This window comes from Dyella ginsengisoli LA-4 (assembly GCF_000334915.1).
GTDB lineage: Bacteria > Pseudomonadota > Gammaproteobacteria > Xanthomonadales > Rhodanobacteraceae > Dyella_A > Dyella_A ginsengisoli_A.
In genome coordinates, this window is record NZ_AMSF01000072.1 from 22,443 (window position 1) to 37,876 (window position 15,434).

General features: G+C 71.1%; 15 protein-coding genes. 10 read left to right on the top strand and 5 right to left on the bottom strand.

From position 1 onward, the window contains the following. Positions 1 to 2: 2 nt before the first annotated feature. From C693_RS0116225 to C693_RS0116245, 5 genes are all read right to left on the bottom strand, one after another. Positions 3 to 665: a TenA family transcriptional regulator gene (locus C693_RS0116225; RefSeq protein ID WP_026107479.1), complete on the bottom strand. Its 663-nt coding sequence runs from the start codon at positions 663 to 665 to the stop codon at positions 3 to 5. Then, positions 652 to 2,142, bottom strand: coding sequence for an AMP-binding protein (locus C693_RS0116230; RefSeq protein WP_017463333.1), 1,491 nt, complete (start codon positions 2,140 to 2,142; stop codon positions 652 to 654). Before C693_RS0116230 ends, C693_RS0116225 begins: the two co-directional genes overlap by 14 nt. Continuing rightward, complete coding sequence (locus C693_RS21990) at positions 2,142 to 2,876, bottom strand: thermostable hemolysin (protein WP_017463334.1); 735 nt, start codon at positions 2,874 to 2,876, stop codon at positions 2,142 to 2,144. Before C693_RS21990 ends, C693_RS0116230 begins: the two co-directional genes overlap by 1 nt. Positions 2,877 to 3,042: 166 nt before the next feature. Continuing rightward, entirely contained in the window at positions 3,043 to 3,537 is a 495-nt protein-coding gene (locus C693_RS0116240) for a hypothetical protein (RefSeq protein WP_017463335.1), read from the bottom strand. A gap of 9 nt (positions 3,538 to 3,546) precedes the next feature. Beyond that, positions 3,547 to 4,656 (bottom strand): hypothetical protein, encoded by a 1,110-nt coding sequence (locus tag C693_RS0116245; protein WP_017463336.1) that lies wholly within the window; start codon positions 4,654 to 4,656, stop codon positions 3,547 to 3,549. A 268-nt stretch (positions 4,657 to 4,924) separates the two neighbouring features. Between C693_RS0116245 and C693_RS0116250 the strand changes: the two genes are divergently transcribed. The 10 genes from C693_RS0116250 to pssA all read left to right on the top strand — a co-directional run bounded on the left by C693_RS0116250 (position 4,925) and on the right by pssA (position 15,434). Continuing rightward, positions 4,925 to 6,691: a sensor histidine kinase gene (locus C693_RS0116250; protein ID WP_017463337.1), complete on the top strand. Its 1,767-nt coding sequence runs from the start codon at positions 4,925 to 4,927 to the stop codon at positions 6,689 to 6,691. A gap of 10 nt (positions 6,692 to 6,701) precedes the next feature. Continuing rightward, positions 6,702 to 8,072, top strand: coding sequence for a sigma-54-dependent transcriptional regulator (locus C693_RS0116255; RefSeq protein WP_017463338.1), 1,371 nt, complete (start codon positions 6,702 to 6,704; stop codon positions 8,070 to 8,072). A gap of 89 nt (positions 8,073 to 8,161) precedes the next feature. Continuing rightward, positions 8,162 to 8,656, top strand: coding sequence for a MarR family transcriptional regulator (locus tag C693_RS0116260; protein ID WP_017463339.1), 495 nt, complete (start codon positions 8,162 to 8,164; stop codon positions 8,654 to 8,656). A 6-nt stretch (positions 8,657 to 8,662) separates the two neighbouring features. Beyond that, on the top strand, positions 8,663 to 10,771 hold the full coding sequence (locus C693_RS0116265) for an FUSC family protein (RefSeq protein ID WP_017463340.1): 2,109 nt from the start codon (positions 8,663 to 8,665) through the stop codon (positions 10,769 to 10,771). Next, on the top strand, positions 10,761 to 10,961 hold the full coding sequence (locus C693_RS0116270) for a DUF1656 domain-containing protein (protein WP_017463341.1): 201 nt from the start codon (positions 10,761 to 10,763) through the stop codon (positions 10,959 to 10,961). The genes C693_RS0116265 and C693_RS0116270 overlap by 11 nt, the downstream gene beginning before the upstream one ends. Positions 10,962 to 10,972: 11 nt before the next feature. After that, on the top strand, positions 10,973 to 12,001 hold the full coding sequence (locus C693_RS0116275; RefSeq protein WP_017463342.1) for a biotin/lipoyl-binding protein: 1,029 nt from the start codon (positions 10,973 to 10,975) through the stop codon (positions 11,999 to 12,001). A gap of 101 nt (positions 12,002 to 12,102) precedes the next feature. Then, entirely contained in the window at positions 12,103 to 12,843 is a 741-nt protein-coding gene (locus C693_RS0116280; RefSeq protein ID WP_017463343.1) for a hypothetical protein, read from the top strand. 6 nt (positions 12,844 to 12,849) lie between these two features. Then, positions 12,850 to 13,347 (top strand): RNA polymerase sigma factor, encoded by a 498-nt coding sequence (locus C693_RS0116285; RefSeq protein WP_017463344.1) that lies wholly within the window; start codon positions 12,850 to 12,852, stop codon positions 13,345 to 13,347. Beyond that, positions 13,344 to 13,937: a hypothetical protein gene (locus C693_RS0116290; protein ID WP_017463345.1), complete on the top strand. Its 594-nt coding sequence runs from the start codon at positions 13,344 to 13,346 to the stop codon at positions 13,935 to 13,937. Before C693_RS0116285 ends, C693_RS0116290 begins: the two co-directional genes overlap by 4 nt. 96 nt (positions 13,938 to 14,033) lie before the next feature. After that, entirely contained in the window at positions 14,034 to 15,434 is a 1,401-nt protein-coding gene (gene pssA / locus C693_RS0116295; protein WP_017463346.1) for a CDP-diacylglycerol--serine O-phosphatidyltransferase, read from the top strand.

The following is a 15,434-nucleotide window of genomic DNA, read 5'->3' on the forward strand; positions in this document are numbered from 1 at the left end:
GCTCAGCTCCCGGCAGTCGGGTGGTCGATGGACTGGAACATCGCGCCATACAGCGCGTAGAAGCGGTTGGCGGCGTGGATCAGCGCGTCCTGGTCGAGCGCATCGTCCAGCCGGTTCACCAGGCGCTCGAAGAAGCCGACGTGCTCCTGGTCGAGCGCGCCGTGCGAGCTCAGGTAGCGCAATCCCTGCTTGGGCAGCGCGAGCGCCTGCTGGATCGCGTCGGCGGCCCGGCTGGCGAGCGCCGCGCTGATGCCTTCCAGCACGAACACCATGCCGAGAAAGCCGACCGGATTGCCGCGGCGGAGCGTGTCGTGGGCGTAGGCGATCATCAGCTCCACCGCCGCGCCGGGCGGGCTGCGGCGGGCCGCCTCGCCGTCGCCGCCGATGGCGTCGATGTCGTCGAGGATCCACTGGTCGTGGCCGATCTCCTCGGCGATGTACTCGGCGATCGCCGGCTGCATCCAGTGCAGCCGCTCGGGCAGGAAATAGCCCATGCCCATCATCAGCCGCACCGTGTGGTGCACGTGGTGGTAGGCCTGCTGCAGGAAGCGCAGGTACTCCTCACGGCTGACCTGGCCGGCCAGCGCGCGTCGGATGATCGGGATGGCGAGAAAGGCCTGGCGGCTGGCTTCGGTCTCCAGCACCAGGCGGTCATGCACGTTCATGTCGGGCTTCGCTTGCATAGAGGGCTTCCAGGAGCGGGGCGTGATGGCGGGCGATGGCATCGCGGGCCAGGCCGCCGGAGGGGCGGGCCTGGCCGTTGGCGGGGGTGAACGGCGTATCGAGCGCGCGCCAGGCGGCGACCCGTGCGTAGTCGGGCAGCACGCCATTGGCGCGGGCCACGGCCGCGGCGAGGCGGGCCGGCGTGGTGGCCGGATGCGGCACCAGCAGCGCGACGTTGTGCGGCTGGCCCTCGCCGAACACCGCCGCCTGCAGGATCTCGCCGCTGGCGATCAGCTCGCTCTCCACCCATTCGGGGGCGACGTTGCGGCCGAAGGCGGTGGCGTAGGCGGTCTTCTTGCGCCCGGTGAGGTACAGGTAGCCGTCGTCGTCGAGGTAGCCGAGGTCGCCGGTGGGCCAGGGTGACGGTGGTGTGGCGGCGGTCCCCAGGTAGCCTGCGAACAGGTTGCCCGAGACCAGGATTTCGCCGTCGTCGGCCAGTTGCACCTGCACGTGCGGCAGCACCCGGCCAACGCTGCCCGGCCGCAGCGCGCCCGGTGGATTGAGGCTCACCACGGAGGCCGATTCGGACAGCCCGTATCCCTCATGCACCGGCAGGCCGAGTTCCCATGCCCGCTCGATCAGGTGGGGCGCGCAGGGGGCGCCGCCGACGGCCAGCATGCGCAGGCTGTCGGGCGCGGGCGCGCCGGCGGCGACGCTCTCGACCAGCAGCTTGAGCAGCTGCGGCACCAGGATCGTCGAGGTGGGCGCGTAGCCGTGCAGGGCGGCCACGAAGCGTTCCGTGCGTACCGAACTGGAGCCCTCGAAGCCGCAGCTGGCCAGTGACGGCACGCAGGCCGTGCCGCCGGCGGCAAGTGCCACGTAGAGGCCGCCGATGTTCTCCAGCAGCGTCGACAGCGGCAGCAGCGACAGCGCGCGATCCGCCGCCGTGCCGCCCACCGCCTCGCCCAGCGCCTGCGCGACGCGGCCGATCGCCTGGGCGGACAGGCACACACCCTTCGGTTGGCCGGTGGTGCCGGAGGTGTAGGTGATCTTGGCGGTGCCCGGCGGCAGCGCGGGGGGCGCTGCCACCGCCAGTTCGAAGACGGACACCAGTTGTCCGGCAATGCTCAGCCGTCGCGCCGGTCGTCGTCCCAGCATCGCGCCGACCGGATCCGGCTGGTTGGTCACCAGCAGGTCGGGGCGCGCATCGGCCAGCAGATGGCCGACCTGCCCGGCGGAGAAGAACGGCGGCACCGGCACGGCCACCGCGCCCAGCCGGGCCAGGGCAAGATCGATCACCGCCCATGCGCAGCTGTTGTCCATCCACAGCGCGACCCGCCCGCCGCCGATGGCCTCCACGGCAAGGTCGATCTCCTGGGTCAGCTCGGCATAGGTGAGGGTGGTGTCCTCGTCCTGCAGCGCCACGTGCAGGGGACGGGCGATCGCGTGCTCGCCGATCCGGCGCAGGATCCCGCGCATCAGCCTTCCTCCCGTTGCGGATCGGCGTCACGCCGCTGCCGCGCGAGCCGGGTCATGCCGGCCAGCAACTCGTCCAGGCGGGGTTGCGAGGTAGCGCCGGGCCGGTGCAGCTTGCGGAACCCGGAAGCGATCGGTCCGGCGCAGACCAGCGGCGCCGTGCGGTAGTAGTCGCCCCACTGCAGCGCCTGCGCACCGAGGCTGTCCGGACGGGCGGCGGCCAGCGGCATCGGCCGCATGCCTAGCCGCTGAAAGGTATTCACCAGCACGCGGGTCGCGGTGAACAGCACCCAGCGATAGCCGGCCTCGTGCAGGAACTGGATCGTCGCGGCGATCACCCAGCGCGCGTCGCCCGGGTTCTCCAGCGCCAGATTGCCCACCTCGACCAGCTCGTCACGGGCGATGGCCTGGCCGAAGCGGTCGCCGATCGCCTCGTCGGCCGGCATGCCCAGATACCGTTCGGCGAAAAGCGGCCCCAGGGAGGCCTGCCGCATGCCCACCACGGCGCGCTGCCGTTCGTCGTCGCGGTATTCCAGCAGGTCCGGATAGAACGTCTGCACGTCGGCGCGATAGCGGGCCGCGAACACGTCGTGCACGAAGCCCTCGCATGCCGCGCGGCCGGGGTGGTCGACGGTGACCACCTCGGCCCGGACGGACGTCTTCAGTTCGAGCAGGAGCGGCTGGACGCTGTCCAGGATGCACGGTTCGGGGGGAGCGGGGAGCTCGGATCGGGGCATGGGCACTCGCCGGCGGGGAACGGTCGGGTGCTTCTTTGCCAGTCCCGTGCCATCCGCTCAGTCCGCTGATGCGAAAGGGAATTTCCGGCGATTCGGGGTGGCTCCCCCACAGCGCAAAGCTTGCAGTGCGCAAAAAATGTCTGCACGGATTGTCTGATCGGGGGCGCTAGTGCGCGGCCGGCTCCCCGCAGCCGGCGGTGGCGGGATCGATCGCCGGGTCGACCACCAGCAGCACCCGGACCCGATCGTCGAGGTGGCAGGAGGCGACGTAGCCGATCGCGCCCGGCGTGGTGGCCACGAAGCGGACCACGGCCTGCTGCGAAGCCAGCACATAGGGTGGGCTCACGCCCTGGAAGTACTGCCGGTTCCAGTAGTCCGCCAGCTGCGGCTCGCCCATGCCGATCAGCCGGCTGGCGAACAGCGCACGCAGCGGCGTCCCGGGGGGTAGGTTCACCGGGATCAGCCGCCGGCCGTCGTCGTCGATGAAGATCTTCTTCAGGTAGATGTTGCGCAGGTCGTCGCGGTCCGGCGCCAGCTTCAGCGGCTGGCTGGCGGATGCGACGACCACCAGATGCACCGCATCCGTGCCGGCTGCCGGACACGGCGCGGCCAGCGGCAGCAGGGTCAGCGCCGCGATCCAGGCCAGCCGGTGCGAACGCATCCGCATCGCTCAGAACAGCACCGCGAACGACGCCAGCCAGCCGGCCGGCGCCAGCTCGGTGCTGCGGTTGCCGTCGCGATGCTCGAGCTTGAATACCAGCCCCGGCACCGGCCGGAAGTTGAGCGCCAGCGTGCGCAGGGTCACCGTCTGCGCAGGCGCCGACGTGCGGTAGCGCTCCAGCCGGCCGACCAGATAGAGCCGCTGGACCAGTGGCACCTCCGCCTCGACGAAGCCGCCGGTCTCGGCCGGCTGTCCCGCGCTGCCGCCTTCGCGGTAGATCCCTTCGCCATCCAGGCTGAAGTAGCGTCCGGTCCAGCCGAAGTCCAGCCCGACCAGGCGATAGCTCTGGCGCGGCGCATCGAGCCGGTAGCCGAGCATCGACATGCCGAGCGTGAAGCGGTCCCCGCGGGCGTGCCACAGCACCCGCCCACCGAATGCATGGCGGAAATTGTTGCGGTTGGGCAGGTCGGTGCCGGAGGCGGCGTAGGCGCGATCCTGGTCGGGGCCGACGTCGAAATCGCGGCTGTCGTCGGCGAACAGCCAGTAATCGAGATCGTGGCCGTGCGTCGTAAGGGTGCCGAACGCCATCGCCCCCGCGGCGTGGCGTGCAAACGCGGACGAGGTGGCCAGCGGGCGCGACACGGTCCAGGTCAGCGGGTCGGCATGCACCTGGTTCCACTGCCCGACGGGCGTGAGGAACTTGCCCAGGCGCAGGTTCAGCCAGGGATTGGCGCGGTAGTCCACGTACAGCCGCTCGATATCCAGCTCGCCGTGCTTCCGGTTCGCGCGCGATCCGCCGAGCTGCACCGCGTCGCCGGCATCCAGCTCGGTGAACAGCTGCGCACGCGATCCCAGGTCCTTGGTCACGAACAGGCTGATGTCGCGGGTGTTCAACGTGGGCGGCTCATTGGCCACGTCGTAGTACTGCAGGTTGGCGTATCCGCCCAAGCGCAGGCCCTGGGCCGGGAAATACAGGCCCTGGCCGAGCGAGTACGGCGCGGCGGACCAGGCGTCGGTGCCGGCGGCATGGACCCCCGTCGTCGCGAAGAGCATGCAGCCGGCGAGCAGGGCGGCGGCCAGCGGGGCGCGCCGGGCGGGCGGCATGTCTGGGATCTTCATCGTGGACACCTGGTAGGCATGTCGCGGCGGACCGGACCGAGGGTGGCGAAGGATCGTGCAGGCTGGCTTTCGCCTGGCACACAGCCGCCCGGGTCCGCCCGTGCCCGGCGATTCTGGAACATCCGCGCCGGCGCCGGCAAAGCGGTCCGGAGGAAGCTTGCCGTTGCCGCGCGCCATCGGCCACACTCGAAAACGACTGCTACGCCAAGCGCACGAACCGCTCAACCATGTCCTGCGGTACCCCCGTCATCGATCGCCCCGGCCGCCCGTGACCACCCGGCGGCTGCTGTTGCGCCTGCTGCTGGGCATGCTGTTCGGCACCGTGGTGGTGGTCGGTGGGCTGTCCTTCCACGAGTTCCGCGGCGCGCTGCAGAACGAGATCGCCGGCAACCTGCAGTTCGGCGCCAGCACCGTGATGGAACGCATCGACACCTTCCTCTCGGCGCGGGTGGAGAACCTCCGCGTGTGGCGCTCGGTGGAAGTCATGCAGGACATCCGCGTCGATGACGTCGACAAGCGCCTGTCCCACTTCCTCTCCGATCTGCACGCGCGCCAGGCCGAGATCTACCGGGCGCTGCTGTGCACCGGAGCGGACGGCCGGGTGATCGCGTCGAGCGCCCCGGCGCTGATCGGCCAGCCCGCGCCGCGCACCGTCGTGTGGCGGGCGTTGCCGGGCGGATCGGGTGGCGACGTCCAGATCGCCGTGGATACCGACGGCAGCGACCGCCGCGCGCTGCTGCGCACGCGCATCCCCAATGCATTCGGCAGCGGCGACATCGGCTACCTCTACGTGTGGCTGGACTGGCGCGCCATCCAGGGTTTGCTGGACGAAGCGGCGCGCGACACCACGCGCGATGTGTTGCTGCTGGATGCCGATGGCACCGTGATCGCGCGGTCGCGGTCGCGGGCGTTGCGCGGCGCGGCGGCGGCCCGGGCCGTGCGGCTGGACGGCTGGACGCTGCCGCCGGCCGGCCGGTCCACCTCCTACCAGCATGACGGTCGTGCGCTCGGGCTGGGCAATCTGCTGGTGGGCGCGGCCACGTCGGCCGGCTACCAGCAGTTCGCCGGGCTGGGCTGGCATCTGGTGATGGTCGAGCCGACCGCGGTGTCGTTCCGTCCGGTATGGCGACTGTTCTGGACCCTGCTCGGTGCGCTCTCGCTCACCGTGCTGGCCGGCATCTGGATCTCCACCCGGCTGGCCGACCGCATCGCGCGGCCGGTGGTGGCGCTGACCGGGTTCGCGCGCGGCTTCCGCCAGGGCGAATCGCAGCCCCCGCCGATGCCGGCGACCACGATCACCGAGGTGGTGGAGCTGCATCGCGCCTACGTCGAGATGATCGAGGCGCTGGAGCGCTCGCGCGAGCAGATCGTGCGGGCCGGCAAGCTGGCGGTGGTCGGCGAGATGGCGGCGATCATGGCGCACGAGGTGCGCACGCCGATGGGCATCCTGCGCAGCTCCGCGCAGCTGCTGCAGCGCGAGGCCGGGCTCGGCGCGCGCGAGCACGAGCTGGTCGGCTTCATCCTCAGCGAGACCGAGCGGCTCAACCGGCTGGTGACGATGCTGCTGGAATGCGCGCGGCCGTCGCCGCCGGAGTTTCGTCCGCACGACCTGCACGCGATCATCGAGGGCGTGCTCGGCCTGCTCGCCTCGCGCGCCGAGAGCGCAGGGGTGAGCCTGCGCAAGGACCTGCCGGAACCGGCGATCGTGCTCGACTGCGACCGTGAGCAGATCATGCAGGTGCTGTTGAACCTCGTGCTCAATGCCCTGTCCTTCGTCCCGCATGGCGGCACCATCGTGGTCAGCACCCACCGCGACGAGGACTCGGTATGGGTCAGCGTGGTGGACAATGGGCCGGGCGTTCCGGTGGAGCTGCGCGAGCGCATCTTCGATCCGTTCTTCAGCCGGCGCGAGGGCGGCATCGGCCTGGGCCTGACCATCGTGCAGCAGATCGTGCATGTGCACGGCGGCGAGATCTCGGTGGGCGAGAGTGCCTGGGGCGGCGCTGCGTTCAACATCCGATTCCCTTCCCCCTAGACAGGTGGCCATGAGCGCAAAGCGGATCCTGGTGGTCGACAACGAGCCGAAGATGCGGCGCATCCTCGAGTTGTCGCTGAAGAACCTCGGCCACGAGGTGCAGCAGGCGGCCGACGGCCGCGAGGCGCTGGCGGCGATCGAGCAGGGCGCGTTCGACCTGGTGCTGAGCGACCTGCGCATGCCGAACATGGATGGCATCGCGCTGCTGGAGGCGCTGCGCGAACGGGGCGAGGACGTGCCGGTGATCGTGCTGACCGCCTACGGCACGATCGAGACCGCGGTGGCGGCGATGAAGCTCGGCGCGGTCGACTACATCCTGCGGCCGTTCGAGATCGAGACGATCGAGCTGGCGGTGTCGCGCGTGCTGGCGATGCGCGCGGTGCAGCGCGAAAACCGCTTCCTGCGCGACGAGCTGGCGCGCGGCTGGGGCGGATTCATCGGCACCAGCGCGCCGATGCGCCAGCTGTACGAGCTGATCGGCCAGGTCGCGCCGGCGCGCAGCAACGTGTTCGTGGTCGGCGAGACCGGCACCGGCAAGGAGCTGGTCGCGCGGGCGCTGCACGAAGCGTCCGGGCGCAGCGGGCTGTTCGTGCCGATCAACTGCGCGGCGATCCCCGCCGAACTGCTGGAGAGCGAACTGTTCGGCCACGCCCGGGGCGCTTTCACCGGCGCGTTGCGCGACCGCGTCGGCAAGTGCGAGCTGTCTTCCGGCGGGACGATCTTCCTCGACGAGATCACCGAGATGCCGCTGGCGCTGCAGGCCAAGCTGCTGCGCGTGCTGCAGGAGGGGGTGATCGAGCGCCTCGGCAGCAACGCCTCGATCCCGGTCGACCTGCGCGTGGTTGCCGCCACCAACCGCGACCCGCAGGCGGCGGTGGACGAGGGACTGCTGCGCCGCGATCTGTATTTCCGCCTCAACGTGGTGCGGATCGACGTGCCGCTGCTGCGCGACCGGCACGGCGACATTCCGCTGCTTGCCGCGCATCTCCCCCAGAAATATGCGCGCGAGCTGGGCCGCCCCGCGCCACGGCTGGGCGAGGCGGCGCTGGCCCGGCTCGAGCGCTACGCCTGGCCGGGCAACGTGCGCGAGCTGGAAAACCTGATGGAACGCGCCGTGGTGTTGTGCCGGGGCGCCGAGGTCACGCTGCAGCACCTGCCCGGCGAGATCGCCGGCACGCGGTCGGCCGCGCCTGTCGCCGCGGCGGAAGACGCGGTCGCGGCCCCCGCCGATCTCTCGTTGAAATCGCACGTCGAGACGCTGGAGTCGCGGCTGATCCGCGCGGCGCTGGAGCGCTCGGGCAACAACAAGGCGGCCGCGGCGCGGCTGCTGGAAATCAGCGAGCGGGCGCTCTGGTACAAGCTCAAGCGTTACGGGCTGTGAGGGCGGGTTCGCCGGCGGGCGGCACTTTGTTCATAAATAGATAGTACATTTATGTAATACTTGCCGGGTCGTCCTCGATGGAGCCCGCCATGAGCAGCTTTGCCCCGACCGAACAGCGCCTCGCCGTCACCTGTCGGCAGTACCCGGCGTTTCCCCGCGAGCCGGCGGTGGTGGTGCGCCTGGTCAAGCACATCCACAAGCGGGTGCACGACGACGCCAATGCGCTGCTCAAGCCGTTCGGCATCAACCATCCCGAATACAACCTGCTGATGATGCTGTACGGCACCGAGGGCTACTCGCTCAATCCCTCGCAGCTGGCCGAGGCGGCCGGGGAGAAATCCGCCAACATCACCCGGTTGACCGACGGCCTCTGCGCGAAAGGGCTGATCGAGCGCACCACCAGCGACGAGGACCGCCGCAAGGTCGCGCTCACCCTCACCGACGCGGGATTGGCGCTGATCAGGAGCTTCCTGCCGGGCATCTGCGATCTGCTGGCGCACCAGACCGCCACATTGCAGCCGCGCGAGCTGGCGCAGCTGGAAAAACTGCTGAAGAAATTTCTCGACGGACTCGAGCAGGGCTGATGCGCCATGGCCGCCGTTCCCGCCGCCATCCCGATTGCCGAACGCCCCTGGCTGCGTGAGCTGCTGGCCGGCGAGGCGCACGCCTGGCTGTTCGTCGGCAAGAGCGTGCTGGCGATCTACCTGGGCGCCTGGCTGGCGATGTGGCTGCAGCTGGAGCAGCCGTCGACCACCATGATCACGGTGGCGATCGTGATGCACCCGCACAGCGGCATGGTGCTGGCCAAGAGCTTTTACCGCACGATCGGCACCCTGGTCGGCAGCCTGGTCGGCCTGGCGCTGATGTCGGCCTTCCCGCAGCAGCGCGAGCTGTTCCTGACCAGTCTGTCGCTGTGGGTGGCGCTGTGCGCCGGCGGCGCGCTGCGTTACCGCAACTTCATGGCCTACGGCTTCGTGCTGGCCGGCTACACCGCGGCGATCGTGGCGCTGCCGGCGATCGCCAATCCCTACGGCGTGTTCGACTCGGCGGTGATGCGGGTGAGCGAGGTGCTGCTCGGCATCGGCGTGTCGGCGCTGGTCAGCGAGCTGGTGCTGCCGGAGCGGCTGCGGCCGATCCTGCGCCGCGAGGCGCGCGCGCACTTCGCGAAATTCGTGGCGTTCCTGCGCAACAGCACCGCCGGGCGGATCCCGCGACAGGCGATGCAGGACGCCCAGCTCGCCTCGGTGCGTGCGGCGGTGCAGCTGGAGGACCTGCGCTCGTCGGTGATCTTCGAGGATCCGGAAGTGCGCCTGCGCAGTCGCCGGATGCGCCTGCTCAACCAGCGCTACATGGCCGCGGCCACCAGCTTCCAGTCGCTGCACCACCTGATCAACCGCCTGCAGCGCGGCGGGCGCGAGGCCGCCGCCACCGCGCTGATCGCGCTCTACCGCCCGCTGGCGGCGGCGCTGACACCGCCGCCGGGGCACGCCGACGATGACGATCTGCAGGTCCTGCCGCCGCAGCTCGACGCGTGCGCCCGGGCGCTGCCCGGGCGTGCCGCGGCGCTGCGCCAGGAGCTCAACGGTGCGGCCTGCCGCGAGTTCGACACCGGCGCGGCCCTGCTCGCCCGGCTGGTCGACGAACTGGCGATCTTCGTCACCACCGAGCACGCGCTGCGCATGGGCATCCCGGTGAAGGGCGGCGTGGAGAAGGTGCACTTCAGCCGCTCCAGCGACCTGGCCAGCGTCGGCGTGGCGGTGTTGCGCACCTTCCTGACCATGTCCACGCTCGGCGTGTTCTGGCTGGCCAGCGGCTGGACCTTCGGCGCCAACGCCATGCTGCTGGCGGCGATCTTCAGTGGCCTGATGGCGGCCTCGCCGAACCCGATCGGTTCGGTGCTGCACACCCTGGTCGGCTACGCCGCCGGCATGCTCGGTGCGGCGATCACCGTGTTCGTGCTGATGCCCGGCGGCGACGGCTTCATCATGCTGGTCGCCAGCACCCTGCCGCTGCTGCTGATCGGTCCCTACCTGTCCACACGCGACACGCTGCCGGGCGTGGGCGCCGGCTACACGCTGGGCTTCGTCTACATCCTGGCGCTGAAGAACCCGATGGTCTACGCGCCGGAGCACTTCTTCAACGACGCCATCGCGCAGCTCGCCGGCCTCGGCCTGTCCGGTGCCGCGTTCATGCTGTTGCCCGGGCTGTCCGGCACCGGTTGGCAGCGCCGCCGGCAATTGCGTCGATTGCGCGAGCTGGTCTGGACCGCAGCCACCGAGCCGCTGGACGGCCTGCTATGGCGCTTCGAGAGCCGCAGCCGCGACCTGCTGCTGCAGGCGGTCGCCAACACCCGTCCGCGCAGCACCGAGTCGCGCACCCTGCTGGCCTGGTCGCTGGCAGTGCAGGAGACCGGTCGCGCGCTGATCGAGCTGCGCCGGGACGTCGCCGCCGGCGAGCCTCCGGTCACCGCACGCGACGCCTGCCAGCTCGCCGTGCAGGCGGTCGGCGCGCTCTACCGCGAGCCCGGCCTGCCGGCATGGGAAGCGGCCGACCGTGCGGTCGACACCGCCATCGCGCGGGCCCCCGGCCGCGCTCGCAACCACCTCCACCAGTTGCGCAGCGCGCTGCGCGACGACGAGTCGCCGCTGCTCGCCGCCGTGCATGCGATGCCCACGCAGGAGCCCGCCCATGCCTCGTGAAATCGCCTTCTACGGCACGCTGATGCCCGGCCTGTTGCCGGTGTTCGTCGGCTGCCTGCTGCTGATGGTGACGCTGGACCTGCTGCTCAGCCGGATCGGGCTGTACCGGCACGTCTGGCATGCCTCGCTGTTTCGTCTGGCCCTGTTCGTCTGCCTGTTCGGCGGCGCGGGGCTGCTGCTGGTCCGCTGAGTATCGCCGCCATGAAAATCGCCCCCGCCCTGTTCCGCTTCGCCCTCACCTCCGTCGTCGTCGTGCTCGCGCTCGTGCTCGGCCACGCGCTGTGGAAGCACTACCTGTATGCGCCGTGGACCCGCGACGGTCGCGTGCGCGCCGAGGTGGTGCGCGTGGCGCCGGACGTGTCCGGGCTGGTCAGCGCGGTCGCCGTGCGCGACAACCAGTTCGTCCACAAGGGCGACGTGCTGTTCGTGGTCGACCCGGCGCGCTTCCGCAATGCGGTGGACCAGGCGCAGGCCAACCTTGCCGCCGCCGAGGCCGCCGCACGTGCGGCCGGCGCCAGCATCAGCGCCGCGGCGGCCGGCGCCGCCGCGCGCCATGCCGAGTACGAGATGTACGCGGCCCAGGCCGAACGACGCCAACGCATCGGCAACGTGATCTCGCAGGAAGACCGCAACGACGCCGCCGCCACCGCCAGCGCGGCACGCGCCACCTGGCAGCAGGCGCAGGCCAGCGGCCACCAGGCCAGTGCCGCGAAGGAGCAGGCCGCGGCCGCGGTCGAGCAGGCACAGGTCGCGCTCGATCGGGCCGAGCTGGACCTGGCCCGTACCGAGGTGCGCGCGCCGGTCGACGGCTACGTCACCAACCTCGATCTGCGCGCGGGCGATTACGCCGCTGCCGGCGCTGCGCGGCTCGCTCTGCTCGACAGCCACAGCTACTACGTCTACGGCTACTTCGAGGAGACCAAGCTGCCGCAGCTGCACGTGGGCGATCCGGTCGAGGTGCGCCTGATGGCCGGTGGCGCCGACCTGCCGGGCACCATCACCGGCATCGCCCGCGGGATCACCGACGCCGACAATCCTGCCGGGGCCGACGGCCTGGCCGACGTGAACCCCACCTTCAACTGGGTGCGCCTGGCCCAGCGCGTGCCGGTGCGCGTGGCGATCGATACCGACCACCTGCCATCCGGCACGGTGCTGTCCGCCGGCATGACCGCGACGCTGGTGGTGCACCCGCGCCGCGACACCGGAGCCGCGCTGGCCGACGCGCGCTGAGCAGCCCTTTGGCGGGCCGGGATGGTGGCCTCGCCGATGGCATGTAAGGTTTTCCCCGCGGCGGTGGACTACCGGATAGCCACCCTGTTCAAGGAATGACCATGTCGACCGCAGCATCCTCGGTTTCCCTGCCTCCTCCTTCCTCGCTGGCCCGCGCCGCAGGCTGGTATCGCGAGGGCTTTCGCCTGTGGCGGCGTGCGCCGTTCCGGCTGGTCGGGTTGAGTCTGGCCTGCATGGTCGCCGAGGTGCTGCTGCAACTGGTGCCGCTGGCCGGCACCGTTCTCTCCAAGGCCGTGGTGCCGATGCTGGCGGTCGGCGTCTGGATCGGACTGGACCGGCTCGCGCGCGGCGAACCGCTGCGTTTCGCCTGCCTGCTGTCCGGTTGGCGCCATCCTCGCTGGCCCGCGCTGTGGGGGCTGAGCGCTGCCGTGGGGCTGATCGTGTTTGCCGTACAGGTGGCCGCGGCCGCAGCGGTGTACGGCCCGGCGGTCTGGGATGCCGTCGTGCTCGGCCACCTGCTGCATCACCCCGCATTGCAGACGCGCCGAATGGAGTTCGTGCTGCTGCTGCCCGGACTGGTGCCCGCGACGTTGTTGACGCTGGCGCCGCCGCTGTTCCTGTTCCGAGGCGAGGGTGTGTTGGCGGCGCTGGCCGGAAGCCTGCGGCGGGTGGCGGCGCACGCTGTGGCCTTCACGCTGGCGCTGCTGCCGCAGCTTGTGCTGTTCGCCGTGGCCCTGTCCTCCCCGTGGGCGATGCCGCTGCTGCTTCTGCTGATGCCGCTCGGCACCCTGCTGGCCTACGCCGCCTGGCGCGACCTGGCCGGTGCGCCGCCGGCAGGCTGAGGCGGCGTGGGCGCACGCAATCGGTTCGCCGAAGTGCTCCAGGCCCACGGCGGCCTGATGTCGCGCATCGCAGCCAGCTACGAGGCCGATCCAGCGCTGCGCGACGACCTGCTGCAGGAGATCGCGCTGGCCCTGTGGCGAGCGTTGCCGGGCTGGCGCGGCGAGGCCGGCCTGCGCACCTTCGTGGCGCGGATCGCGCACAACCGCGGTGCCAGCCACGTATTGGGCGAGCAGCGCCAGCCGCGTCCGGGAGCGTTGCCGGAGGACCTGCCGGACCCCGGCATCGCGCCGGAGCAGCACGCCCATGCCCGGCAGGAAGGCGCCCGCCTGCAGGCGGCGGTACGCGCGCTGCCGCTGGCGTTGCGACAGGCGGTGACGCTGGCGCTGGAGGGCTTCAGCCATGCGGAGATCGCCGATGCGCTGGGTATCCGGGTCAATGCCGTCGACGTGCGACTGAGCCGGGCGCGCCAGGCGCTGCGCGAACAGCTGGGAGAGTCGGCATGAGCACGCATGACGAGTGGAGCGACTGGGCCGCGCAGTGGCGCACCCAGCCGGTGGTGGACATCGAGCGCCTTCGCCGCCGTACGCTGGCCAAGCGGTGGCGGATGCTGGCGATGGTGGTGTTCGAAACCGTCACGGCGATCGGGGCGCTGGTCCAGACCGGCTGGCTGTTCGCCCACCCGGGGCTGGGGCTGCGCTGGAAGCTGTTTGCCACCGGCGGCACGGTGCTGGTGGTGGTGATGTGGTCGATCACCCTGTGGTTGCGCCGGGGCACGTGGCGGGCTGCCGGCTCTCGCGTGGCCGAACTCCTGCGGCTCGACGCGCGCCGCGCGCGGGCCGGCATCCGTCTGGCGCAGGCGCAGCTGTGGGGGTTTGCCGCGCTGCTGGTGGGCGTCGCGGTGCTGGCCTGGCCGTCCCTGCAACCCTCGGCGTGGATGCACGATGCCGCCCTGCGCCGGCTGCTGCTGGTGCAGATCGGCGCCAATGCGCCGATCGTGCTCGGCGGCGTGATCTTCTGCCTCTGGTACATCCGCCGCCAGCGCCGTCGGCTGGCGAGGATCGCGCAGCTGAAGGCGGAACTCGGGATGGTCTGATCGACGCAGGCCTGAACGCATCGCCTTTTCCTGCGACGGCGTTCCCGGCATGCTCGCCACTTTGTGACGACGCCGGGGGCGCGATCCTTGTCCGCGATGAAACGACTGACCCGACTTCCCGGCCGCGTGGTGCGACGGCTGCTGCCGTTCGGCCGCGCCGCGCGCCTGCAGGCGCGGCTGGACGGCATGCCGGCGTTCGCGGTACCGGCCGCGGCGATCGAGACGCTGGACGGCCCGGCGGCCTGCCGCGAGCGGCTGCTGGCGGCGATCGCCGCGGCCGAGCGGCGCATCGTGATCGTGGCGCTGTACCTGGAGGACGACGAGGGCGGTCGCGAGGTGCTGGAGGCGCTGTATGCGGCCAAGGCGCGCCGGCCGGCGCTGGAGATCAGCGTGTTCGTCGACTGGCACCGCGCCCAGCGCGGCCTGATCGGCAAGGCGCGCAGCGAGGGCAACGCCGGCATGTACCGCGCCTGGGCACGCGAGCGCGGCGACGGCGTGGCGATCTACGGCGTGCCGGTGCAGAACCGCGAGCTGTTCGGCGTGCTGCACCTGAAGGGCATGGTGATCGACGACACCGTGCTGTACTCCGGCGCCAGCCTCAACAACGTCTATCTGTGCCGCCACGACCGCTACCGGCTGGACCGCTACCACCTGCTGCGCCACGCGCCGCTGGCCGACGCGATGGCCGGCTTCGTGCAGCGGCATTTCCTCGGTCAGCCGGCGGTGCCGCGCCTGAACGTGCCGGAGGTGCCGACCACCGCCAGCCTGCTGCCGGCGATCCGCGCGCTGCGCCAGGAACTGGCCGGGGCGCGCTACGAGGTGCCGGACGAGCCGGCGGGCGAGGGTGCCGTGGCGGTGACGCCGCTAGCCGGTTTCGGTCGCGCCGACAACGCACTCAACGACACCCTGCTGGCGCTGCTGGCCGGCGCGCGCGAGCGGGTGGTACTGCTCACCCCGTACTTCAACCTGCCGCGGCCGGTGCGCGCAGCGATCGGCCAGCTGCTGCGGCGCGGCTGCACGGTGGAGATCATGGTCGGCGACAAGGTCGCCAACGATTTCTACATCCCGCCGGAGCAGCCGTTCCGCACCATCGGCGTGCTGCCCTACCTCTACGAGGCCAACCTGCGCCGCTTCGCCCGCCGCCACCAGAAGCACCTGGCCCGCGGCCAGCTGGTGCTGCACCTGTGGAAGCACGCCGGCAACAGCTACCACCTCAAGGGGCTGTTCATCGACGACGACGTGGCGGTGCTGACCGGCAACAACCTCAATCCGCGCGCCTGGGCGCTGGACCTGGAGAACGCCCTGGTGCTGCGCGATCCGCACGGCCTGCTGCGCGACCAGCACGAGACCGAGTGGGCGGCGCTGCGCGCGCATGCCAGCCGCGTGCAGGACTATCACGCGCTGGAGACCTCGCGGCACTACCCCCCACCGGTGCGCAAGCTGCTGCGTCGGCTGAGCCGGGTGCGGCTGGACCGGCTGGTCAACCGGCTGCTGTAG

What these genes read in the sequence shown, in the direction of transcription:
- C693_RS0116280 (WP_017463343.1), top strand. Translation starts at nt 12,103, where the DNA reads ATGTCGACCGCAGCATCCTCGGTTTCCCTGCCTCCTCCTTCCTCGCTG.
- C693_RS0116240 (WP_017463335.1), bottom strand. Translation starts at nt 3,537, where the DNA reads ATGCGTTCGCACCGGCTGGCCTGGATCGCGGCGCTGACCCTGCTGCCG.
- C693_RS0116275 (WP_017463342.1), top strand. Translation starts at nt 10,973, where the DNA reads ATGAAAATCGCCCCCGCCCTGTTCCGCTTCGCCCTCACCTCCGTCGTC.
- C693_RS0116260 (WP_017463339.1), top strand. Translation starts at nt 8,162, where the DNA reads ATGAGCAGCTTTGCCCCGACCGAACAGCGCCTCGCCGTCACCTGTCGG.
- C693_RS0116245 (WP_017463336.1), bottom strand. Translation starts at nt 4,656, where the DNA reads ATGAAGATCCCAGACATGCCGCCCGCCCGGCGCGCCCCGCTGGCCGCC.
- C693_RS0116230 (WP_017463333.1), bottom strand. Translation starts at nt 2,142, where the DNA reads ATGCGCGGGATCCTGCGCCGGATCGGCGAGCACGCGATCGCCCGTCCC.
- C693_RS0116270 (WP_017463341.1), top strand. Translation starts at nt 10,761, where the DNA reads ATGCCTCGTGAAATCGCCTTCTACGGCACGCTGATGCCCGGCCTGTTG.
- C693_RS21990 (WP_017463334.1), bottom strand. Translation starts at nt 2,876, where the DNA reads ATGCCCCGATCCGAGCTCCCCGCTCCCCCCGAACCGTGCATCCTGGAC.
- C693_RS0116290 (WP_017463345.1), top strand. Translation starts at nt 13,344, where the DNA reads ATGAGCACGCATGACGAGTGGAGCGACTGGGCCGCGCAGTGGCGCACC.
- C693_RS0116265 (WP_017463340.1), top strand. Translation starts at nt 8,663, where the DNA reads ATGGCCGCCGTTCCCGCCGCCATCCCGATTGCCGAACGCCCCTGGCTG.
- C693_RS0116225 (WP_026107479.1), bottom strand. Translation starts at nt 665, where the DNA reads ATGAACGTGCATGACCGCCTGGTGCTGGAGACCGAAGCCAGCCGCCAG.
- pssA (WP_017463346.1), top strand. Translation starts at nt 14,034, where the DNA reads ATGAAACGACTGACCCGACTTCCCGGCCGCGTGGTGCGACGGCTGCTG.
- C693_RS0116255 (WP_017463338.1), top strand. Translation starts at nt 6,702, where the DNA reads ATGAGCGCAAAGCGGATCCTGGTGGTCGACAACGAGCCGAAGATGCGG.